Genomic DNA, 22,126 nt, shown 5'->3' on the forward strand with positions numbered 1-22,126 from the left:
CAGGTTCCCCAGTCACCGAAAAGTGCGTTCTTCCATGTCAGCAGCCACTCTCTTACGGTTCCCCAGTAACCACAAGAGAGCACGGAAGCAGGCCATGTCATGCCCATCACCCTGATGAATCCCGCCGGACTGCCGACGATCGACGTCTACCGGCAGGTGTCGGTCGCGTCCGGTTCGAAGCTGGTCTTCGTCGCCGGACAGGTCGCCTGGGACGCCGACGGAGTCACGGTCGGCGAAGGCGACCTCGCGGCGCAGGTCGAGCGGTGCTACCTCAACGTCGGCACGGCCCTGGCGGCGGCCGGCGCCTCCTTCGACGACGTGGCGAAGCTGACCGTCTACGTCGTCGACTGGACGCCCGACAAGATGCCCCTGTTCCTGGAGGGCGCGGCACGGGCGTTCGCGAAGCTGGGGGTGACCCCGGTACCGCCGGGCACACTGCTGGGCGTCGCGGCGCTGGACGTCCCTGACCACCTGGTCGAGATCGAGGCGACGGCCGTCGTCGACTGAGCGCCGTCGGTCAGATGCGCCAGGTGCCGGAGTACTGGATGTGCAGACGGGCCGGCACGTGGCGACGGGCGTCGGCGTGCGGCCAGGGTCCGGTGCCGAGCTCGACGCAGAAGTGCCCGGCGCCGGCGTCCGGGTGGCGGTGTGCGTAGGACGGGGCCTCGTCGACCAGGCCGCGCAGCGCGGTGCCGTGTTCCCGGAACGCGGTGGCACTGCCCACGACGAAGAGGGTGTGCGCGGCGATGTCGAAGTCGAGGTGGTCGCGGTACTCGCGGTGGTGACGCCGGTCGTAGTCGATGGCCGTCTCGTCGGGGAAGTCCTGGTCCGGGGTGGTCGCGGTATGGGGTTTGCCCGCACCGAGGCGGGCTCTGATCCGCTTCCACGACGCGGTCGGAAACTGCAGGCTGTGGTGGGCCAGGACCAGATCCAGCGAGACCGGCTCACCGTCGCCGACGACGCCCTCGGGGACCGGGTTGGCCCGGATCGGCAGATGGACCAGCGACCGGGCGGACCGGGCGGCCAGCGCCCACAGCGCGACGAGCTGGGCCGCGCCGTCCCGGTCGGCGTACATCGACAGCCAGTGCCGGTCGTCGCGCAGCGCCAGCCGTCCGGGGGCCGGGTCCGCCCGGATCACCCGGAACTCGTCGCCGCCCAGCCGTACCTGGTGTATCCGTACCCGAGTGCTCATCCGGCCCAAGGATACGAAGATCTCTCGGATGCGGGATCGGGCGGTCCTTGAAGGCTGCCGCCCGGACCGACGCCCGGGGCATGGACGAGCGGCGCGCCCGACCCTGAAGGAAGGGTCGGACGCGCCGCGGGCCGTGCGGGTTGGTCAGTGGCGGTCGCCGCCGTGGTGCTGACGGTCACCGCCGTGGTCGCGGTCGCCGCCGTGGTGCTGACGGTCGCCGCCGTGGTTGCGGTCGCCGTGGTTGCGGTCGCCGCCGTGGTGGCGGTCGTGGCCCCAGGACTCCTCGTCGACGAAGCGGTCGCGGTCGTTGCGCAGGGTGGCGGTGTCGGCGCGGTTGCCCCACACCTCACGTCGACGGTCCTGGAACAGGTCGCTGCGGGTGTCGCGGCCCTCACCGGTGTGGATGCGGACAGTGGCGCGGGGGGCCAGACGGTAGCGGCGGAACGTGTAGGTCTCGCCGCTCTCGTCCGAGAGGGTCCAGCCGTGCAGGTTGATCTCGTGGCGGGTGGTGTTGGTCAGCTCCACCCACTCCTTGTTCAGGGAGCGGCCGGAGCGGTCGTCTCGGCCCGGTGCGTCGTACTGCACGGCGCTGATCTCCACCTTCGGCCGGTCCTGACGCGGGTGGTCGGCGGCGGAGGCCGGCAGCGCCACCGTCCCGACCACGGCGGCGGCGAGCGCGGCGGCGGCGAGACAGCGAGCGGAAACAGAAGCAGACACAAGGTCTCCTAATTTGTGCGGGTTTGCGGCCCAATCGGCCGCACGGCCAACACTTGACCATCACCACGCACCAAGCGCCCCATTGACACCGCTCGTTACGAACCGACCATATTTCGGTGACAGTAGCCTTCAATGTCCATGTATGTAACGAACGCTCCGAACCCTGGCTTGACCGGCCCGCATGGCTCCGGCCGGGACCGCGCCTCACCCGAAAGTGGGTCACAAGGCGGGTCACGAAGCGGGGCACGAAGCGGGGCACAAAGAAGAAGCCGGTGAGGGCGCCCCGTCCCCACGGAGCCCTCACCGGCGGTCCTTCAGTCGGGACGGGGTGTCAGGCGCGCACCAGTTCCCGGTCCTCGTCCGGATCCGAGTGCTGGGCCTCGGCGGGCTTCTGCAGGCCCTCGCCCTCGACGTCCACGTTGGGCAGCACACGGTCCAGCCACTTCGGGATCCACCAGGCCTTCTTGCCCAGCAGGGCGAGAACGGCCGGCACGATCGCCATGCGCACGATGAACGCGTCGAAGAAGACGGCGATCGCGAGGCCGAAGCCGATCATCTTGATGATCGACTCGGTGGAGCCGACGAAGCCGGAGAAGACGGCCATCATGATGACCGCGGCGGCGGCGACCACCCGGGCGCTGTGCCGGAAGCCGGTCACCACGGCCTGGCTCGCGCTCTCGCCGTGGACGTACGCCTCGCGCATCCGGGTCACGAGGAACACCTCGTAGTCCATGGCCAGGCCGAAGACCACGCCGACCATGAAGATCGGCATCATCGACATGATCGGGCCGGTCTCCTCGACGCCGATGAGACCGCCCAGCCAGCCCCACTGGAAGACCGCGACGACCGCGCCGAGCGCGGCCAGCACGCTGAGCAGGAAGCCGAGGGCCGCCTTCAGCGGGACCAGGATCGAGCGGAAGACCACGATGAGGAGGAGGAAGGCGAGGCCCACGACCAGGCCCAGGTACGGGATCAGCGCGTCGTTGAGCTTCTGCGAGAAGTCGATGTTCATCGCCGTGGTGCCGGTGACCAGCACCTTCGCGTCCGTGTCGGCCGTCACGTCGACGCCCGCGGCACGGATCGCGTGCACGACGTCCTCGGTCTGCGTCGAGGACGGCTTCGACTTCGGGATGACGGTGATCATCGCGGTGTCGCCGACCTTGTTGAACGTCGGCGGGGTCACCGTGACGACGTCCTTGAGGCCCTTGACCTCGTCGGTCACCGCGGTGGCGGCGGCCTGCGGGTCGGCGCTGCCCTTGGCGTCGACGACGAGCATCAGGGGGCCGTTGAAGCCGGGCCCGAAGCCCTCCGACAGCAGGTCGTAGGCCCTGCGCTGGGTGGTGGACGTCGGCTGGGAGCCCTCGTCGGGCAGGCCGAGTTCCAGCTGGGTGGCCGGCAGGGCCATCGCGCCGAGGCCGACCACGCCGAGCAGCAGCACGGCGACCGGGCGACGGACGACGAAGCTCGCCCAGCGGCTGCCCAGGTTGGGCCGGTCGGCGACGGAGCCCTCCGTGGCGGCCTTGGCGGACCCGGCCTTCTTGGCCTTGCGGCCGCCGAGCAGCTTGCCCTTCTCACCGGCCGGCTTGACCTTGCGGCCCGCGTAGCCGAGCAGCGCCGGGACCATGGTGAGGGCGATCAGGACGGCGATGACGACCGTGCCCGCCGCGGCGAGGCCCATCTTGGTCAGCATCGGGACGTTGACGACCGCGAGTCCGCCCAGCGCGATCACGACCGTGAGGCCCGCGAAGACCACCGCGGAGCCGGCGGTGCCCACGGCCCGGCCGACCGCTTCCTCGCGGTCGCGGCCCTCGGCCAGTTCGCCGCGGTAGCGGGAGACGATGAACAGCGCGTAGTCGATGCCGACCGCGAGGCCGATCATCAGGGCCAGCGTGGCGGTGGAGTCGCCGAGGTCGAACGCGCTGGCGAGGGAGGTGATGGTGGCGCCGCCGATGCCGACGCCGATGATCGCCGTCAGCAGCGGCAGTCCGGCCGCGACGAGCGAGCCCAGGGTGAGGACGAGGACGATCGCGGCGATGACAAGGCCGATGATCTCGCCGATGGCCTCCTGTCCGGGCTGGGCCTGGAGCGCGTCACCGCCCATCTCGACGGTCAGCCCGGCGTCCTTGGCCTTGTCCCCGGTGGCTTCCAGGGCCTCCCGGGTGGAGTCCTGGATCTCGACCGCGGAGACGTCGTACTTCACCGACGTGTAGGCGACCTTCCCGTCCTTGCTCACGGCGTTGGACGTGAACGGGTCGGTGGCGGAGACGACCTCGGAGCCGTTACCGAGCTCCTTGACGGTCCTCTCGACGATCGCCTTGTTGGCGGTGTCGGTCACCTTCTGGCCGTCCGGCGCCTTGAAGACGACACGCGCGGTGGCGCCGTCGGCGCTGCCGCCCGGGAACCGCTGTTCCAGCAGGTCGAAGGCCTTCTGAGCCTCGACGCCCGGGATGGAGAAGGAGGAGGTGCCGGCGGCGGGCGCGGAGGCGGCGCCCACGCCTGCGAGGGTCAGCAGCGCCACCCATATCAGGGCGGCGAAGTGTCGTCGGCGAAAGGCGAGTCGGCCGAGCTTGTAAAGAAACGTGGCCACGGAGGCGTACTCCCGGTCAGGTCGTGTGTGTGCAGGGCAGGTTGACCAACCCGGCGGGGAGAGCAGGGGTGATCGGCCCGACGACGTGAGCGGTGACGTCAGGAGGGCGGACCGTGGGGACGGTCAGGTGGTGATGGTGCGCGCACAGAGTGCGGGGAGCACCACTGCGTCGATGTACGAAAGGAGGAAGGCCTGCGTCGGCGGCTGCTCGTCGAGCATGGTGCGGGCGGCGAACGCGCCGATCATCATGTGCGGGACGAACGTGAGCGCCGGGTTGTCCGCGCGGATCTCGCCCCGGTCGATCGCCCGCTGCATGACACGGCGGAACTCGGCCATCTCCGGCTCGACCAGGTGTTCCCTGAACGCCTTCAGGAGGTCCGGGTTGCCGTGGACCGCCATGGCCAGGCCTCGCATCAGCGCGGAGTTCTGCTCCATCTTGCAGTCGTCCGAACGCATCGTGAGGGCGTGCAGGTCGCCTCGGACCGACCCGGTGTCGACCAGGTCGGCGGAGCCGCCCGGCTTGTCGTGCCGGACCGCCTTCGCCACCAGCTCGGCCTTGCCGCCCCACTGGCGGTAGAGGGTCGCCTTGCTGGATCGCGTACGAGCGGCGATGGCGTCCATGGTGAGGGCGTCGTAGCCGACTTCGCGGAGCAGTTCGAGCACGGCCTCGTAGAGCTCGGCCTCGCGCTCGGGGGTGATGCGGCTGCGACGCGCCGTTGCGACCTCAGTCATTCCGCTCACCTTCCCGCTCTCGACCCGGCTGAACCGACACGGTTCCGTATCCGTACACGACGAATGTAGCGCACTCTCGTGCGAAACGAAACTGTTTCGTACGTGCCCTGGCTCACGTCGACCGCGCCCACGCACACCGGTCGCACATCTGTCATAAGTTGCCCTGGTCCATCCCCCGGAAAAGCATGGGGAGGTGAGCTATCTGCGCCTGCCCCACCTCAGCGGTGACCTGTTGTGCTTCGTGGCCGAGGACGACCTCTGGCTGGCCCCCCTCGACGACCCGGGCCGCGCCTGGCGGCTCACCGTCGACCGGACGAAGGCCGGACACCCCCGCTTCTCCCCCGACGGCCGCCGGATCGCGTACACGAGCTGGCGCAGTCTCGTCCCCGAGATCCATCTGGTGCCGGTCGAGGGCGGACCGGGCCGGCGGCTGACCTACTGGGGCAGCTCCGACACACAGGTCCGCGGCTGGACACCGGAGAGCGACATCCTCGCCGTCGCCTCCCACGGCGAGCCCTTCTCCTACTTCACCTGGGCCTACAAGGTCGCCACCGACGGCTGCCCCGGCCGCAAACTCCCCTGGGGCCCGGTCTCCGACCTCCAGGTCGCCGACCTCGACGGCGAGCGTCGGACCCTCCTCCTCACCGGCACCCCACCGCATGAACCGGCCGCCTGGAAGCGGTACCGCGGCGGCGCCACCGGCCGGCTGTGGCTGCACGGGCAACGGCTCCTCGAAGGCCTCGACGGCCATCTCGACTCCCCCCTCTTCGTCGGCGGACGGATCGCGTTCCTCTCCGACCACGAAGGCGTCGGCAACCTCTACTCCTGCGCCTACGACGGCTCCGACCTGCGCCGGCACACCGACCACGACGCCTTCTACGCCCGGCACGCGTCGAGCGACGGGACCCGGGTGGTGTACCAGTGCGCCGGGGAACTGTGGATCGTCGACGACCTCGCCGCCGACTCCGAGCCGCGCCGCCTCGACGTCCGGCTGAACGGTCCACGGGCCGGGCGGCGGCCGTACCAGATCCCGGCCGCCCAGCACGTGGACGGCGTCTCCGTCGACGAGACCGGACGGGCGAGCGCCGTCGTCGTCCGCGGCAGCCTCTACTGGCTGACCCACCGGGACGGCCCCGCCCGGACGATCACCGACACCCCCGGGGTACGGGTCCGGCTGCCGGAGATGCTCGGCTCGGCCGGCCAGGTCGCCTATGTGACGGACGCGGAGGGCGAGGACGCCGTCGAGATCGCCTACCTGCCCCGGGCCACCGGCGGCCGCGAGCCCCGCAGGCTCGCCTCCGGGGAACTCGGCCGGGTCCTGGAGATGGTCTCCGACCCCCAGGGCGAACGCCTCGCCCTCGCCGCGCACGACGGCCGGCTCCTGCTCATCGACGCGACAGAGGACTCTGGGGGCGCCTCCCGGACGGAGTCTGGGGGAAGCGCGGTCACCGAGGTCATCTCGTCGACCAACGGACCCGTGCGCGACCTGGCCTTCTCCCCGGACGGAACCTGGCTGACCTGGTCGCATCCGGGCATCGGGCGCTCCCTGCGGCAGATCAAGATGGCCCGCATCAAGGACCGGCTGATCGTGGACGTGACCAACGGCCGGTTCGAGGACGAGAACCCCGTGTTCACACGCGACGGCCGCTACCTCGCCTTCCTCTCCTGGCGCGGCTTCGACCCCGTCTACGACGTCCACACCGGCGACCTGTCCTTCCCGCTCGGCTGCCGCCCCTACCTGGTGCCGCTCTCCTCGGCGACCCCCTCCCCCTTCGCCCTGACCCCGGAGGGCCGACCGGCCGCCGGCGGCCTGGACCCGGTGGAGGACGACGAGGGCGGCGGCGACGGGACCGTGACCGTCGAGATCGAGGGCCTGGAGAGCCGGGTCACGCCCTTCCCGGTGACGGCGTCCAAGTACTCGGCGATGTACCCGGTCGCGGGCGGCGGACTGGTGTGGCTGCGCTGGCCGATCTCCGGCGCGCTGGGCGAGACGTTCGCCAACCCGGACGACACCAGCGGGCGGCCCACCCTCGAACACTTCAACATCAGCAAGGCGAAGAAGTCCGAACTCGTGGACCACCTCGACTGGTTCGCGCTCAGCGGGGACGGCAGCCGGCTGGTCCTGGTCGACGAGGGCGAGCTGCGCGCGGTGCCGGCCGGCGAGTCCGGGGACGTCGACTCCACGGTCTGGATCGATCTGCGGCGCATCCTGCACGAGGTGGACCCGGGCGCCGAGTGGCGGCAGTCCTACGAGGAGGCCGGACGGCTGATCCGCGCGTACTTCTGGGACCCGGGGATGTGCGGGATCGACTGGGACGCGGTGCTGGACCAGTACCGGCCGCTGGTCGAACAGGTCGCCTCGCCGGACGAGTTCGCGGACCTGCTGCGCGAGGTGCTGGGCGAGCTGGGCACCTCCCACGCGTACGTCACCGCCGCCCGGCGCAACGAGGGGCCGCCGCACTACCAGCGCCTCCAGGGCCTGCTGGGCGCCAACTTCGTGCACCGGGACGGCGGTTGGACCGTCCGGCGGATCCTGCCCGGCGACTCCTCGGACTCCAAGGCGCGCTCCCCGCTGGCCGGGACCGGGATCCGGGAGGGCGCGGTGCTCACCCACGTGGACGGCCGGGAGGTCGACCCGGTGACCGGCCCGTACCCCCTCCTCGCCGGAGCGGGCGGCACGACGGTCGAGCTGACCTTCACCCCCGCAGAGGGCGACGCGGGCCGCTCCCGCCGAGTGGCCGTGGTCCCCCTGACCGACGAACGGCCCCTGCGCTACCAGGACTGGGTGGCCAAACGGCGGGCCGTGGTACGGGAGTTGAGCGGCGGCCGGTGCGGCTATCTGCACATCCCCGACATGGGCGGCTCGGGCTGGGCCCAGTTCAACCGCGACCTGCGCATGGAGGTGTCGAGACCCGCCCTGATCGTGGACGTGCGCGGCAACGCGGGCGGCCACATCAGCGAACTGGTCGTGGAGAAACTGACCCGCACGATCCTGGGCTGGGACCTGACGAGGAACGCCCAGCCGGTGTCGTACGCGTCGAACGCGCCGAGGGGCCCGGTCGTGGCCCTGGCCGACGAGGCGACCTCCTCCGACGGCGACATGATCACGGCCGCCTTCAAACTCCTCAAGCTGGGCCCGGTGGTCGGCCAGCGCACCTGGGGCGGAGTGGTCGGCATGACCGGCCGCCACCGGCTCGGCGACGGCACGGTCATCACCGTCCCGATGAACGCGGCCTGGTTCGACGCCTACGGCTGGTCCGTGGAGAACCGGGGCGTCACCCCCGACCTGGAGGTCCTGCGCACCCCCCTCGACTGGGCCGAGGGCCGCCACGCCCAACTCGACGACGCGGTCCGACTGGCCCTGGACCTCCTCGCCACCGGCCCCCCGGCGACCCCGCCCGACCACACGAACGTCCCGGACCGCAGCCGCCCGAAGCTGCCGCCACGGGCTGCTCCTTGAGCTCTACCCTTGCTTGCGCAACCGTCGGTCCAGCGCCAGTGACAGTTCCGCGTCCATGACGCTGGTGGCCAGGGGGCGCAGGCGGGGCAGGTCGTCCTCGGTCGCGTGGCGGAGGATCAGGGCGGTGAAGAGGTCGGCGAGGGCATCGGCGTGTTCGCGGACGCGCACGCCGGCCGCCAGGACCTCGGCGAGCGGGATGCCCTCGCGGACCAGGGCGGCGCAGCCGTCCAGCAGCCGTCGGCTGATGTGGACGATCTCGTCGCCGTCCGTGCCCAGATAGCCGAGGTCGAGGGCGGCGGCGAGGTTCTCCGGGGTGACCTGGCCCTCGAAGCGGGCGGCGAGTTCCTCGGGGGTGAGCCGGACCGGTTCCTCCTCGGTGGGTCCGCCGACGCCGAGGAGGTCGGCGACGTCACGGCCGTGATCGAGGGCGTCGGCCAGCTCCGCGATGCCGTTGAGGGTGTGACCGCGCTCCAGCAGTGCCGCGATCGTGCGCAGCCGGGCCAGATGATGGTCGTCGTACCAGGCGATGCGGCCCTCGCGGCGGGGCGGCGCGAGCAGTTTGCGTTCGCGGTAGAAGCGCAGGGTGCGCACCGTGATGCCGGCCTCCCTGGCCAGCTCCTCCGTCCGGTACTCCCGCTTCTCCGTCACGGGCGAAGCCTATGTTCTACCGCCGGTAACTCTCCCCCTCCCGGCCCTACCCATCGGTACGGAGCTGCTCTACGCTCCCATTGCGCCAGTGTTCACTGGCAAGGTCCGTAGAGTCGCACGCACGGCTAGGAGGCGTCGGGATGACCGAACACGTACGGGTGGCGGTGATCGGATCCGGCTTCGGTGGGCTGGGAGCCGCCGTGCGGCTGCGCCGCGAGGGGATCACCGACTTCGTCGTCCTGGAGCGGGCGAGCAGCGTCGGCGGGACCTGGCGGGACAACAGCTACCCGGGGTGCGCCTGTGACGTGCCCTCCCACCTGTACTCCTTCTCCTTCGCGCCCAACCCGGACTGGCCGCGCACGTTCTCCGGGCAGGAGCACATCCGCGCCTATCTGGAGCACGTCACGGACGTCTTCCGGCTCCGGCCGCATCTGCGTCTCGACTCCGAGGTGCTGCGGATGACCTGGGACCCGCAGGAGCTGCGCTGGGACATCGAGACGAGCGGCGGACGACGGTACTTCGCCGATGTGGTCGTGTCGGCCACGGGGCCGCTGTCCGATCCCAGGGTCCCGGAGATCCCCGGGCTCGATTCCTTCCCCGGCAAGGTGTTCCACTCCGCCCAGTGGGACCACGGCCACGATCTGCGCGGTGAGCGGGTCGCCATGGTCGGCACGGGCGCGTCCGCGATCCAGATCGTGCCGGCCATCCAGCCCGACGTCTCCCGGCTGACCCTCTTCCAGCGCACCCCGCCCTGGGTGATGCCCCGCGTCGACCGGGCCATCAGCGGCGCCGAACGCGCCCTGCACCGAGCCCTGCCCGTCACCGCCCAGCTGCGCCGCGGGCTCCTGTGGGGCCTGCGGGAACTCCAGGTCCAGGCGTTCACCAAGCATCCGAACGAACTCGGCCTGGTCGAGCAGATCGCGAAGCGGAACATGGCCCGCGCCATCAAGGACCCGGCGCTGCGTGCCAAGCTCACCCCCGACTACCGCATCGGCTGCAAGCGGATCCTGCTCTCCAGCGCCTACTATCCGGCCCTCGCACAGCCCAACGTGGACGTCGTCGCGAGCGGGCTGAGCGAGATCCGGGGGTCCACGCTGGTCGCGGCCGACGGGACCGAGGCCGAGGTCGACACGATCGTCTTCGGCACCGGGTTCCATGTCACCGACATGCCGATCACCGACCGGGTGGTGGACGCCGACGGGCGGACCCTCGCCGAGAGCTGGAAGGACGGCATGGAGGCCCTGCGCGGCGCCTCCGCCGCCGGCTTCCCCAACTGGATGACGATCATCGGCCCCAACACCGGCCTCGGGAACTCCTCCATGATCCTGATGATCGAGTCCCAGCTGAACTACATGGCCGACTATCTGCGGCAGCTCGACGTCCTGGGCGGGCGGGCGGCCCTGGACGCCCGGCCGAACGCCGTGCAGGCCTGGAACCGTCGGGTGCAGCAGCGGATGAAGCGCACGGTGTGGAACACGGGCGGCTGCACCAGCTGGTACCTGGACGCGAACGGCCGCAACACCACCGTCTGGCCGGGCACCACCGCCGAGTTCCGCAAGGCCACGCGGCGCGTGGACCTCGCGGAGTACGAGGTCCTGCGGGCCCCCGCCGTCACGGCTGGGAAAGATACGGCTGGGAAAGATGACGAGAGGGACGAGGTGACGGCGTCGTGACGTCCTACCGCGAACTCACCGCCGTCTCCGCCGACGGCACCCCGCTGCACGTCGAGATCCACGGCCCCGAACACGGCACCGAACGCGATCCCGGGACCGCGCCCGCCGTCGTCCTCGCCCACGGCTGGACCTGCTCGACGGCCTTCTGGGCGGCGCAGATCCGCGACCTCGCCGTCGACCACCGCGTCATCGCCTACGACCAGCGCGGCCACGGACGCACCCCGGCGAGCCCGGTGTGCAGCACGGACGCCCTCGCCGACGACCTGGAAGCCGTCCTCGACGCGACGCTCGCGCCCGGGGAGAAGGCCGTGATCGCCGGCCATTCCATGGGCGGCATGACGGTCCTGGCCGCGGCCTCCAGAGGCGTCTTCCGGGAGCACGCGGTGGCCGTCCTGCTGTGCAGCACCGGCGCCTCGCGGCTGGTCGCCGAATCCACCGTCGTCCCCCTGCGGCCGGGTCGGCTGCGGACCTGGCTGACCCGGCGCGTCCTCGGGTCGCGGGCGCCGCTCGGGCCGGTCACACCGGTCGCCAAACGGATCCTGAAGTACGCGACGATGGGCGCCGGTTCGGCCCCGCACCTGGTGGACGCCTGCGCCCGGATCGTGCACGCCTGTCCGCGCAGGGTGCGGCACGCCTGGTCGCACGTGCTGAGCCTGCTCGATCTCGACCACTCGGTACGGGAGTTGCGGGTGCCGACGGCGGTGCTGGTCGGCACCGGCGACCGGCTGACCCCGCCGGTCCACGCCCACCGGATCGCCGCGGCCCTGCCCCGGTCGCTCGGGGTCACCGAACTGCCCGGCCTCGGCCATATGACGCCGGTCGAGGCGCCCGACCTGGTCAACCGCAGAATCCGGGAACTCGTCACCGTGTACGCACAGTTGAAGGAGGGCGCATGAGCAGCAGGGTCAGCATGAGCAGCAGGGTCGGCCTCGAAGGGCAGGTGGCCGTCGTCACCGGGGCCGCGCGGGGCGTGGGGGAACTGCTCGCCCGCAAGCTCTCCGCACGCGGTGCGAAGGTCGCGCTGGTCGGCCTGGAGCCGGACGCGCTCAAGCAGGTCTCCGAGCGACTGCACAGCGACAGCGACCACTGGTACGCCGACGTCACCGACCACGAGGCGATGGCGCGGGTCGCGGCGGAGGTGAAGGAACGCTTCGGCAAGGTGGACATCGTGGTCGCCAACGCGGGTGTCGCCAACGGCGGTCCGTTCGCCGACTCCGATCCGGAGGCCTGGCGGCGGGTCATCGAGGTCAACCTGATCGGCTCGGCGGTCACCGCCCGCGCGTTCCTGCCCCTGCTGAAGGAGAGCCGCGGCTACCTGCTCCAGATCGCCTCGCTCGCCGCGATCACCCCGGCGCCGATGATGACCGCGTACTGCGCGTCCAAGTCGGGCGTGGAGGCGTACGCGCACAGTCTGCGCGCCGAAGTCGCGTGCCAGGGCGTCCGGGTCGGCGTCGGATACCTGTCCTGGACCGACACGGACATGGTGCGCGGGGCCGATCAGGACGAGGTGATGCGGGAGTTGAGGCAGCGACTGCCGTGGCCGTCGAACAAGACGTACCCGCTCGGACCGGCCGTCGACCGGATCGTGGCCGGCATCGAACGGCGCTCGTCGCATGTGTACGGACAGTGGTGGCTGCGGGGCATGCAGGGCGTGCGCGGCTACCTTCCCGGGATCGTCGCGACGGTCGGCGCGCGGGAGATGAAACGGTTCGCGCCCAGGCTGCAGGGGATTCGGACGGGGCTGGTGGGCGCGGGCGGCTCCGCCGACGAACAGGCCAGGACCACGAGGACTACACAGCGTAGTTGATCGACATGCGCGCCGTGACCGCCCATGTGAATCTGGTCGAGGCCCCACCACGGGGCCCCAACCCCCCTCATCTCCCACAGGAGTGAACCCACATGGGTATCAAGGACAAGTTCCAGGACCAGTCCGAGCAGTGGAAGCAGCAGGCCAAGCAGAAGGCCGAGCAGGCCAAGGAGCAGGCTCAGCCGCGTGGCAAGCAGCGCCCCGGCGAGCGTCCGGGAGAGCGGCCGAGCGAGCGGCCGAGCGAGCGTCAGGGTGCGCGCCAGGGCGTGCGGCCGGGTGCACGGCCGGGTGAGGGCGACGCGGAGCGGATGCGGCGCGAGCAGGAGGACCGGCTGAGCCAGGACTACGACATGTAGTCGTGTCCCAGGCGTAGCTGTACTGCTCGGCTTCCGCCGATGACTCAGGGCACCCTTCTTCTTGGAGGGTGCCCTGAGTTCGTTTCGGGTCCGCGCGGGTTCGGGTCCGTGCGGGTTCGGGTCCGTGCGGGTTCGGGTCCGCGCGGGTTCAGCTTCTGTGCGGCTTCGGGTTCCGTGCGGCTTCGGGTTCCGTCACCTGTCGAAGGTCACGGTGACCGGAGCGTGGTCGGACCACCGCTCCCCATGCGTGGCCGCCCGCTCCACGACCGCTTTGAGGGCGCGCGCCGCCAACCCGGGCGACGCAACGGCCAGATCGATCCGCCAACCTGAATCGTTGTCGAACGCCCGCCCCCGGTACGACCACCAGGTGTACGGCCCCTCCACGTCCGGATGCAGCTCGCGCACGACGTCGACGTAGCCGCCGTCCGTCGGCGCGAGGACCCGGCTCAGCCAGTCCCGCTCCTCCGGCAGGAAGCCGGAGTTCTTCTGGTTGGCGCGCCAGTTCTTCAGGTCGGCCTGCTGGTGGGCGATGTTCCAGTCGCCGCAGACCAGGACCTCGCGGCCGTCGGCGGCGGCACGGGCGCGCAGCTCCTTGAGGTGGACCAGGAACTCGGTCATGAAGCGGACCTTCTCGTCCTGCCGATCGGTGCCGACCTCGCCGGAGGGAAGGTAGAGGGAGGCGACCGTCACACCGGGCAGGTCGGCCTCGATGTAGCGGCCGCTGCCGTCGAACTCGCTCGAGCCGAAGCCGATCCGGACGGCGTCCGGTTCGCGGCGGGTGTAGAGGGAGACGCCGGCCCGGCCCTTGGCGGCGGCCGGGGCGTGGGTGACGTGCCAGCCCTCGGGCGCACGGACCGCCTCCGGCAGCTGCTCGGGCTCGGCACGCACCTCCTGCAGGCACAGCACGTCGGCGGAGGTGTCCGCGAGCCACTCGACGAAGCCCTTCTTCGCGGCGGCACGCAGTCCATTCACGTTCACGGAGGTCACGGTCAGCACCCGGGCACGATACCGGCACACTGGACGAGGTCCAGTTTCCCGACCAATTTCCGACCTTCACGATGGTGTACAAATTTACTGTGAGTGACATGAACATACGCCGGGTCCCCTTCGACCACCCCGACGCGGTCAAGCTCAACGACGAGGTCCAGGCCGAGTACCACGAGCGCTACGGCGACGGCGGCGACGCCACGGTCCTGGAGCCGTCCGACTTCCTCCCGCCGCGCGGGGTGTACCTCATCGCCTACGACGCGGCCGAGCGCCCCGTGGCCACCGGCGGCTGGCGCAGCCAGGACGAGAACGGCGAGGGCAACCAGGACGGCGACGCCGAGCTGAAGCGGATGTTCGTCGTGCGGGACATGCGCGGCCGGGGTCTGGCACGGCGGATGCTCACCGAGCTGGAGGCGGACGCGCGGGCGGCCGGACGGATCCGGATGGTCCTGGAGACCGGCTCCGAGCAGCCCGAGGCCATCAGCCTGTACACGGCCACCGGGTACGAGCCGTGCACGAAGTTCGGCTACTACCGCGAGTACGACTCCAGCCGCTGCTTCGCGAAGCCCCTCACCTCCCTGAAGCCCTCGATTTCTGTCCCCTCGGCTTCTGAGGACCCTCGGCGCTTCTGAAGCCCCTCAGCTTCCGCGAAGCCCTCAGCTTCTGAGGTAGGCCAGCACGGCGAGCACCCGGCGGTGGGTGTCGTCGGCCGGGGGCAGATCGAGCTTCGTGAGGATGCCGCCGATGTGCTTGCCGACGGCCGCCTCCGACACCACCAGCGCCCTGGCTATCGCCCCGTTGGACTTCCCCTCCGCGACCAGCGCCAGCACCTCCCGCTCGCGCGGGGTCAGCCGGGCCAGCGGGTCGCGACGCCGACGCAGCAGTTGTCGTACGACCTCGGGGTCGACGACCGTGCCGCCGGCCGCGACCGCGCGCAAGGCGTCCACGAACTCCTCGACCTGGCCGACGCGGTCCTTGAGCAGATAGCCGACGCCGCTGCCGTCCCCGGAGTCGAGCAGTTCGGCGGCGTACGCGCGCTGGACGTACTGGCTGAGGACGAGCACCGGCAGCCCGGGCCGCTCGGCGCGCAGCCGGACCGCCGCGTGCAGCCCCTCGTCCTGGAAGCCGGGCGGCATCCGGACGTCGGTGACGACGACGTCCGGCTCATGCTCCGCGACCGCCGCGAGCAGCGCCGACGCGTCGCCGACCGCCGCGACGACCTGGTGGCCGAAGCGGGTGAGCAGGGTCGTCAGGCCGTCGCGGAGGAGGACGCTGTCCTCGGCGAGGACGACGCGAAGTGCTCGTTCATCGGTAGGGGCGTCGGTGTCGACGTCGGTGTCGGCTCGCAAGGGATCTCCACACGCAGCAAGGTCGGTCCGCCGGGCGGGCTGGTCACGGACAGTGTTCCATCCAGCACTGACACTCGGTCCGCGAGACCGGTGAGCCCGGTGCCGCGCGCACGGTCGGCGCCGCCTCCGCCGTCGTCGGACACCTCCAGCACGAGCAGCCGGCCGTCCCGGTGCTCGACGCGCACGCGCGCGCGTGCCGCCCCGCTGTGCCGGGCCACGTTGGCCAGCGCCTCGCGGACCACGAAGTGGGCGGCGGCCTCCACCGCCTGCGGCAGCCGGGCCGCCCCCGGCAGCTCGCACTCCACGTCCACCGGGACCGGCGACCGGTCGGCCGCGTCGGCGACGGCCGCCGCCAGGCCGTGGTCGGCGAGCACCTTGGGGTGGATGCCGTGGATCAGCTCCCGCAGCTCGGCGAGCACCGCGCCCGCCTCGTCCTGGGCGCGCGCGAGCTGCTCGGCGAGCGGTCCGCCGGGCGGGGCGTCGAGCCGGGCCAGGCCCAGGGCCATGCTGAGGGCGACGAGGCGTTGCTGGGCGCCGTCGTGCAGATCGCGTTCGATGCGGCGCCGCTCCGCCTCGAAGGCGTCGACCAACCGCGCCCGGGACCGGGTCAGTTCGACGACCCTGGCCTCCCGGCCGCCGTCGCGCGGAGCGACCAGCCGACGGGTCAGCGCGGCACGCGCCCCGGCGGCGGCGCCGAGGACGTACGCACCGCCCGCCAGCAGCAGCACGCCCAGCACGGCGGAGCCGAACGCGGCGGGCTGACCGGTGACCGTCCACAGCTTCACCACCCGTACCTCCCGCCCGCCGCCGACCGTCGCCAGCAGCAGCGGGGTCGCGGCCATCGCCAGCGGCAGGACCAGAGCGACGGCGAGCAGGACCGCCTCGGCCGGCCAGAGGAGGCACGCGGCGAGGAGGGTATGGCCCAGCTCGCGCCAGGTGGCACGGTCGCGCAGGCGGGTGGTGAGCCAGGCGCGCGCGCCGGGCGTACGGAGCTCGACATGCGCGCCGGGCGCGGGCTCCCTGTCGATCCACCGCAGCCTGCGCCGCTCCAGCGCGCCCACGGGCAGCCCGGCGAGCACGGTGACCGCGAGCAGGGGCAGCCCCACCAGCACGACCGCGAGGACCCCGCCGACGGCCACCCACAGCACGAGCCCCACCAGCACGACCGCCCCGCCGACGGCCCCCGTCAACAGATAGGCGACGGCCCGCCAGGGCCACGGCGAGAGCAGATAACCCGGCCGGGACAGCGCCTGCCACACGTTCCGGGGAGGCAAGGGAGGCAAGGGAGGCAAGGGAGGCGAGGGAGGCGAGGGTTCCAAGGAATGCAGGGGATGCAGGGAGTGCCGGGGCTGCAAGGGATGCATACGGATCACCGTAGGAGTGCGGCCGACGGCCTGGCCATCCCTCTGGCCCGAGCCTTCGGGGTATGCCCAGCCCTACCCCAAGTCTCGTTCCTGCCCGACAGACCGGGCGGGGCGGCACACGGTTTCGTTGAGCCATGACCGCAGCGACGACCGCACCCATGAGCGCAGCCACCACCGCACCCACCGTCCAACTGACCTCCGTGAGCAGGCGATACGGCTCCGTCGGCACCACCGCCGGTGCAGGCACCGGCACCGGCACCGGCACCGGCGTGACCGCACTCGACGACGTCACCCTGGCCCTCCCCCGCGGCTCCTTCACCGCTGTCATGGGGCCGTCCGGCTCCGGCAAGTCGACGCTGCTCCAGTGCGCCGCCGGACTCGACCGGCCTACCTCGGGTTCGGTGCGGATCGGCGGGACCGAGCTGACCGGGCTGAGCGAGCGACGGCTGACGCTGCTGCGCCGGGAGCGGATCGGCTTCGTCTTCCAGGCGTTCAACCTGCTGCCCGCCCTCACCGCCGAGCAGAACGTCGCCCTCCCGCTGCGCCTGGCGGGCCGCCGCCCGTCGAAGGCGCGGGTGCGCGAGGCCCTGCGGCAGGTCGGACTCGCCGACCGGGCCGGCCACCGCCCCGCCCAGCTCTCCGGCGGCCAACAACAGCGCGTCGCCCTGGCCCGCGCCCTGATCACCCGCCCGGAGGTCCTGTTCGGCGACGAGCCGACCGGCGCGCTGGACTCCACGACCGGCCGCGAGGTGCTGAACCTGCTGCGCTCCATGGTCGACGAGACCGGCCAGACGGTCGTCATGGTCACCCACGACCCGCTCGCCGCCTCCTACGCGGACCGGGTGATCTTCCTGGTCGACGGCCGCGTCCACGCCGAACTCGCCAACGCGGGCGCGGGAGTGGGAGTGGGTCTGGTCGCGGGCGCGGGCGCGGGCGCGGGTGCAGGTCTGGTCGCGGGCGCAGGTGCGGGCGCGGGTCTGGTCGCGGGCGCAGGTGCGGGCGCGGGCGCGGGCACGGGCGCCTTCGCCGAGACGATCGCGGCGCGCATGGCGGGACTGGAGAGTGCCGCGTGCTGAGCGTCGCGCTGCGCACCCTGCGGGCCCGGTGGGCCGCCTTCGCCGGCAGTTTCGTCGCCCTCGCGCTCGGCGTCGCGCTGCTCACCGTCATGGGGCAGGCGCTGGCCGCGTCGCAGAACGCGCCCGCGCGCGCCCCGGAGCGTTTCGCGGCGGCGCCGGTGGTGGTCAAGGGGCAGGACACGCTGCGGGTAGCGACCCCGACCGGCGAGCGGACGGCCCCGCTGACCCGCCCCCGCCCGGTGCCCACCACGACCGTCGCCGCCCTGCGCGCACTGGGCCCGGTCACCGAGGACCGCTCCTTCCCGGTCACGGCGGAGGGCGCCCCCGACGACCTGGTCGGCCACCCCTGGTCGACGGCCCGTTTCGCCCCGTACCGCCTGAGCACGGGCCGACCGCCCGAGGCGGCCAACGAGGTGGTGGCATCCGGGGACTGGACGACCATCGGCACCCGACTCCGCACGCCAGACGGGCAATTGAGGGTGGTGGGAACGGCAGACGGCCCCGTCCGCTTCGAGAACGCCCTGTTCTACACCGACGCACAAGCGGCCCGACTGGCACCCGTATCCCACCAGTTGGTGGTGGAGACGACCGACCGGGCGGCCGTACGGGCGATCGTGGACGACGACGTCCGCGTCCTCACCGGGGACGACCGTCGGCTGGCCGACGCCGACCCCGGCCGAGACGCCGAGGCCCTGACCGCGCTGAACGCCCTGTTCGGCACGGCCGGCGGCGTGACCGCCTTCGTCTCCGTCTTCGTCGTGGCCTCCACCTTCGCCTTCGCGGTGGACCGCCGACGCCGCGAGTTCGGGCTGCTGCGCACCGTCGGCGCCACCCCGGCCCAGATCCGGCGGACGGTCCTGACGGAGGCCCTGCTCATCGGCGCCCTCGCCGCGGCGACGGGCTGCGCGCTCGGCGCGTATGCCGCCCCACTCCTGGCCGAGCTGGTCGTCGACGGCGGGCTGGCCCCGGCCTGGTACGCGATCGGAGGCCGTGACGAAGGGATCTGGCCGTACCACCTGGCCTTCTGGACAGGCCTGTCGGTCGCCCTCGGCGGCGCGGTCGCCGCGTCCTGGCGAGCCGGACGAACCGCCCCGGCCCAGGCGCTGCGCGAAGCCGCGGTCGACGGCCGCGCCCTGACCCGCGGCCGGTTCCTGTGCGGTACGGCGCTGCTGCTGACGGCCGTGGCGACCCTGGCGTACGCGCTGCTGACCGACCCGGGCGAACTGCTGCACCGCAAGACGTACATCAGCCGCCCCATGCTGCTCATCACGGCGGTGGCCCTGCTCTCACCCGTGCTGGTGCGCTCCCTGGTGCCCCGACTGCCCGGCACGACGGGCCTGTTGGTCCGCGCGAACGCCGTCACCGGGGTCCGCCGCACCGCCGCCATGGCCGCGCCGGTCCTGATCACCGTGGCACTCGCAGGCTCGCTGCTGGGCGCGACGGCCACCCTGAACGAGGCAAGGGCGGCGGAGGTGAGCCGACAAACGACCGCCGACCTGGTGCTGACCCCGACCGGAACGGCCCTGAAGGCGAAGGACGTCGAGCGACTGCGGCAGCTGCCCGACACGATCGTCTCCGCGGTCTCCTCCACCACGGTCTACACCGTCGAGGACGGCGTGGCACTGGTGAAGTCGCAGGCGAAGGCGGCCGATCCGGCGCTGCTCGCCGCCACCGTGGCACTACCCGTGACGGCCGGTCGCCTCACGGACCTCGACGACGACTCGATCGTCGTGACGGAGGAATGGGCGCACCACCGCGTGGGACAACAGGTGCGGGTGTGGCTCGGTGACGGTACCCCGAAGACCCTCCGCATCGCCGCCGTACTGGCCACCGGCACCGGGGACAACGGCGCCTACGTCACCCCGGCCAACGCGGGCGGAGCGGAGGTGAACCGGGTCGACGTACGGGTGCGCGCGGGCGCCGACAAGGCTGCGGTGGCGGCGCGACTACGGGCCATGGACGGGGTGAGGGTAAGGGTGATGGACAAGGCCCAGTGGGTTCGCGCCACTTACCCGGAGACGAACCGGACGACCCGCCTCGGCGTACTCCTCGTCCTGGGTGTCGCGCTCCTGTACACCGGCATCTCGCTCGCCAACACCCTGATGATGGCGACCGCCGACCGCCGAGGCGACCTGACGGCCCTGCGCCTGGCCGGCGCCACCACCGCCCAGATCCTGCGCCTGGCCACCACGGAGACCCTGACGGTCGTCACCCTGGGCGGCTTACTCGGCCTCCTGGTGACGGCCGTCAACCTCACCGGCATGACCGCCGCACTGCACCTGCTCTCGGCCCCGACACCACCGGTCCTGCCCTGGCCGGCCCTCGCCTGGACAACGACGGCATGCGCCCTGCTCGCAACAACCACAACACTCATATCAACGGCACTGGCCCTACGCCCCCGAAGGACATGAACACGGAGCCATGAACCCCGGGCCACGAACACGATAGAGCCCCCGTCGGTCTCCCGACGGGGGCTCTATGCTGCGTGGACCTGTGGGGATTTGAACCCCAGACCCCCTCGATGCGAACGAGGTGCGCTACCGGACTGCGCCACAGGCCCTTGCAACGAGTGAAACTCTAGCACCCCCATCGGGCTGCTTGGAAATCCGTTCCCGGAGGCCGATCGGAGCGGAGATTCCGTGCTGAGACGCAGGTCACTCGTTGGCCGCCCGGGGGCGGCCGCCTTCCTCGTACTGGTCGAAGAGGGGCGTGCGGCCCCGTTCGCGGGAGCGTCGGGCGGAGGCTGCGCGGCGCGCGTCGCTGCGTTCGTCGCCGCCCTCCGTCCTGCCGTCCGCCGGGTCCCCTTCGTCGGACTCGCCGTCGTCGGCTGCCGCCCCGGCCTCGTGGTGCTCGGCCGCGTCCTGGTCCGGCGCGACGGAGCTCGACCGGGCCGAGCTCCAGGCGTCCGGTGCGCCGAGGTCCACGTCGGAGGTGGCCCGCGGTGCGACCGGTGCGGTCACGTACGTCGGCAGGGGCACCGGTACCGGGTCCCAGCTGTCGCCGTGCCCGGGTCGGCGCTGGCGTTCGCGCTGCTGGTCGACCCACTCCGCGTGGTCGGTCTGCTCGACGAGCGCCCTGCGGTCCGCGGCGAGTGCCAGCAGGCCGGGGTCGGTCTCCGGTTCGGGGCCCTCGTGCGGCTCCTCTGCGCCGGCGTCGGGGCCGGGGTCGACCGACGACGCGGCTGCCGAAGCGGGCGCGCGTCGGCGCGGCTGGCGTTCCCGGAGCCGCTGCGCGGCGACCTCGGCGCGTCTGCGGTCCATCTGGAAGGCGAAGCGGCGGCGCTCCTGGGAGCGCAGGTAGGCGATGTACGCGCTGAGCAGGACGGCGGGCACGCCGGGCGCCCAGAGGAACGCGAGCCCGCCGACCGCGGCGACGATCGCGCCGAGCGTGAAGGCGAGGAAGAGCATCACGGTGGTGCGCCGACGGCGTGCGAGCGCCTTCGAGCGCTGGGCGCGCGCGGCGGACGCCTGAGCTGCAGCCTGAGCAGCGGCCTGCGCGGCGGTGGACGCCTGAATGGAGGGCGCGCGTCGCGCGACCGGCGCACGCCGGCCTGCGGGAGCGGCGCTTCCATCACGGTCACGCTGTTCCCGCGCGGGCTTGGCCACCGAGTCCCGGGCAGGCTCCCGCACCGACTCGCGCGCCGGATTGCGCTCTGGAGTGCGCTCCGGTTCGCGCGCCGTCTCCGGACGCCCCTGACCGCGCTCCTGCCCTCGCTCCTGACCGCGGTCCGAACTCCGCTCCTGGCCCCGCTCCTGCACCGGCGCCTTCACCTGCTGGCGGGCCGGGGGCATGGCGAAGGCCCGGACGTCCACCGATGCGGTGACGCCGTCCGGAACGTCGGCGGCGGGCTCCCCCTCCTCGGTGGAGCGCGCCCGCAGGTCCTTGGCGTAACGGCGCTCCATGCCCGCGCGTCCGGACAGCAGCCGGATGGCGGTGCTGAAGCGTTCCGTCGGACGGGCTTCGTTCAGCTCGTCCTGCCTACGGAGCCACATGGGCACCAAGTAGGCGGCCCAGGCCCCGACAATGACTGCGTAGATGAGGCCGCTGCTGCTCACGCCTCACACGGTAGAGGGGTTTACGTGAGGCCATCCGCCAATTGGGCCGGTGTGTCGCACGATCTGGCTGATATTTCGAACTTTTTTTGTGACCGATGCGATCAGCAGGCCGCCGGGGAAGCG

The 22,126-nt window shown here is 72.0% G+C and carries 18 protein-coding genes and 1 tRNA gene; 9 read left to right on the plus strand and 10 right to left on the minus strand.

Annotated features, from left to right (window positions below):
- Window positions 1-99: 99 nt before the first annotated feature.
- Complete coding sequence (locus ABZ725_RS16730) at window positions 100-507, plus strand: RidA family protein (protein ID WP_351914380.1); 408 nt, start codon at window positions 100-102, stop codon at window positions 505-507.
- Window positions 508-517: 10 nt separating this feature from the next.
- Here ABZ725_RS16730 and ABZ725_RS16735 read toward each other — a convergent pair whose 3' ends face one another.
- The 4 genes from ABZ725_RS16735 to ABZ725_RS16750 all read right to left on the minus strand — a co-directional run bounded on the left by ABZ725_RS16735 (window position 518) and on the right by ABZ725_RS16750 (window position 5,228).
- Entirely contained in the window at window positions 518-1,192 is a 675-nt protein-coding gene (locus tag ABZ725_RS16735; RefSeq protein WP_358803395.1) for a hypothetical protein, read from the minus strand.
- 144 nt (window positions 1,193-1,336) lie between these two features.
- Window positions 1,337-1,909 (minus strand): lamin tail domain-containing protein, encoded by a 573-nt coding sequence (locus ABZ725_RS16740; protein WP_358803396.1) that lies wholly within the window; start codon window positions 1,907-1,909, stop codon window positions 1,337-1,339.
- Between the two features lie 331 nt (window positions 1,910-2,240).
- Window positions 2,241-4,496: an MMPL family transporter gene (locus ABZ725_RS16745; RefSeq protein ID WP_358803397.1), complete on the minus strand. Its 2,256-nt coding sequence runs from the start codon at window positions 4,494-4,496 to the stop codon at window positions 2,241-2,243.
- A gap of 123 nt (window positions 4,497-4,619) precedes the next feature.
- Window positions 4,620-5,228 (minus strand): TetR/AcrR family transcriptional regulator, encoded by a 609-nt coding sequence (locus tag ABZ725_RS16750; protein ID WP_358803398.1) that lies wholly within the window; start codon window positions 5,226-5,228, stop codon window positions 4,620-4,622.
- Window positions 5,229-5,421: 193 nt separating this feature from the next.
- On the opposite strand from ABZ725_RS16750, the gene ABZ725_RS16755 reads away from it, so the two are divergent.
- Window positions 5,422-8,688 carry a S41 family peptidase gene (locus ABZ725_RS16755; RefSeq protein WP_358803399.1) on the plus strand — a complete coding sequence of 1,089 codons (3,267 nt, stop codon included), beginning with the start codon at window positions 5,422-5,424 and terminating at the stop codon, window positions 8,686-8,688.
- A 3-nt stretch (window positions 8,689-8,691) separates the two neighbouring features.
- Here ABZ725_RS16755 and ABZ725_RS16760 read toward each other — a convergent pair whose 3' ends face one another.
- On the minus strand, window positions 8,692-9,336 hold the full coding sequence (locus ABZ725_RS16760) for a MerR family transcriptional regulator (RefSeq protein WP_358803400.1): 645 nt from the start codon (window positions 9,334-9,336) through the stop codon (window positions 8,692-8,694).
- 140 nt (window positions 9,337-9,476) lie between these two features.
- Here ABZ725_RS16760 and ABZ725_RS16765 point away from each other — a divergent pair, with 140 nt between their 5' ends.
- The 4 genes from ABZ725_RS16765 to ABZ725_RS16780 all read left to right on the plus strand — a co-directional run bounded on the left by ABZ725_RS16765 (window position 9,477) and on the right by ABZ725_RS16780 (window position 13,172).
- Window positions 9,477-11,009, plus strand: a complete 1,533-nt coding sequence (locus tag ABZ725_RS16765) for an NAD(P)/FAD-dependent oxidoreductase (RefSeq protein WP_358803401.1) — start codon at window positions 9,477-9,479, stop codon at window positions 11,007-11,009.
- Window positions 11,006-11,905 (plus strand): alpha/beta hydrolase, encoded by a 900-nt coding sequence (locus ABZ725_RS16770; RefSeq protein WP_358803402.1) that lies wholly within the window; start codon window positions 11,006-11,008, stop codon window positions 11,903-11,905. The genes ABZ725_RS16765 and ABZ725_RS16770 overlap by 4 nt, the downstream gene beginning before the upstream one ends.
- Before the next feature lie 14 nt (window positions 11,906-11,919).
- Window positions 11,920-12,816 (plus strand): SDR family oxidoreductase, encoded by an 897-nt coding sequence (locus tag ABZ725_RS16775; RefSeq protein ID WP_358803744.1) that lies wholly within the window; start codon window positions 11,920-11,922, stop codon window positions 12,814-12,816.
- 92 nt (window positions 12,817-12,908) lie between these two features.
- On the plus strand, window positions 12,909-13,172 hold the full coding sequence (locus ABZ725_RS16780) for a hypothetical protein (RefSeq protein ID WP_358803403.1): 264 nt from the start codon (window positions 12,909-12,911) through the stop codon (window positions 13,170-13,172).
- 192 nt (window positions 13,173-13,364) lie between these two features.
- Here the strand turns inward: ABZ725_RS16780 and ABZ725_RS16785 are convergent, their stop codons facing one another.
- Window positions 13,365-14,168, minus strand: coding sequence for an exodeoxyribonuclease III (locus ABZ725_RS16785; RefSeq protein WP_358803404.1), 804 nt, complete (start codon window positions 14,166-14,168; stop codon window positions 13,365-13,367).
- 89 nt (window positions 14,169-14,257) lie between these two features.
- Here ABZ725_RS16785 and ABZ725_RS16790 point away from each other — a divergent pair, with 89 nt between their 5' ends.
- Window positions 14,258-14,791 (plus strand): GNAT family N-acetyltransferase, encoded by a 534-nt coding sequence (locus tag ABZ725_RS16790; protein WP_358803405.1) that lies wholly within the window; start codon window positions 14,258-14,260, stop codon window positions 14,789-14,791.
- A gap of 24 nt (window positions 14,792-14,815) precedes the next feature.
- Here ABZ725_RS16790 and ABZ725_RS16795 read toward each other — a convergent pair whose 3' ends face one another.
- The gene (locus ABZ725_RS16795; protein ID WP_358803406.1) at window positions 14,816-15,508 is read right to left on the minus strand and encodes a response regulator transcription factor; all 693 of its coding nucleotides are present in this window, start codon (window positions 15,506-15,508) and stop codon (window positions 14,816-14,818) included.
- The gene (locus ABZ725_RS16800) at window positions 15,409-16,782 is read right to left on the minus strand and encodes a sensor domain-containing protein (protein WP_358803407.1); all 1,374 of its coding nucleotides are present in this window, start codon (window positions 16,780-16,782) and stop codon (window positions 15,409-15,411) included. The genes ABZ725_RS16795 and ABZ725_RS16800 overlap by 100 nt, the downstream gene beginning before the upstream one ends.
- A gap of 248 nt (window positions 16,783-17,030) precedes the next feature.
- Here ABZ725_RS16800 and ABZ725_RS16805 point away from each other — a divergent pair, with 248 nt between their 5' ends.
- Together ABZ725_RS16805 and ABZ725_RS16810 are read left to right on the plus strand one after the other, a co-directional pair.
- Window positions 17,031-17,948 (plus strand): ABC transporter ATP-binding protein, encoded by a 918-nt coding sequence (locus tag ABZ725_RS16805; protein ID WP_358803745.1) that lies wholly within the window; start codon window positions 17,031-17,033, stop codon window positions 17,946-17,948.
- A complete protein-coding gene (locus ABZ725_RS16810) occupies window positions 17,942-20,359 on the plus strand; it encodes an ABC transporter permease (RefSeq protein WP_358803408.1) in 2,418 nt (805 codons plus the stop codon). Before ABZ725_RS16805 ends, ABZ725_RS16810 begins: the two co-directional genes overlap by 7 nt.
- Before the next feature lie 75 nt (window positions 20,360-20,434).
- Here the strand turns inward: ABZ725_RS16810 and ABZ725_RS16815 are convergent.
- Both ABZ725_RS16815 and glpR read right to left on the minus strand, forming a co-directional pair.
- Window positions 20,435-20,508 (minus strand) — tRNA-Ala (locus ABZ725_RS16815).
- A 94-nt stretch (window positions 20,509-20,602) separates the two neighbouring features.
- Window positions 20,603-22,003: a gephyrin-like molybdotransferase receptor GlpR gene (gene glpR / locus ABZ725_RS16820; RefSeq protein ID WP_358803409.1), complete on the minus strand. Its 1,401-nt coding sequence runs from the start codon at window positions 22,001-22,003 to the stop codon at window positions 20,603-20,605.
- Window positions 22,004-22,126 lie beyond the last annotated feature (123 nt).

Source organism: Streptomyces sp. NPDC006872 (assembly GCF_040635845.1).
Taxonomy (GTDB): domain Bacteria; phylum Actinomycetota; class Actinomycetes; order Streptomycetales; family Streptomycetaceae; genus Streptomyces.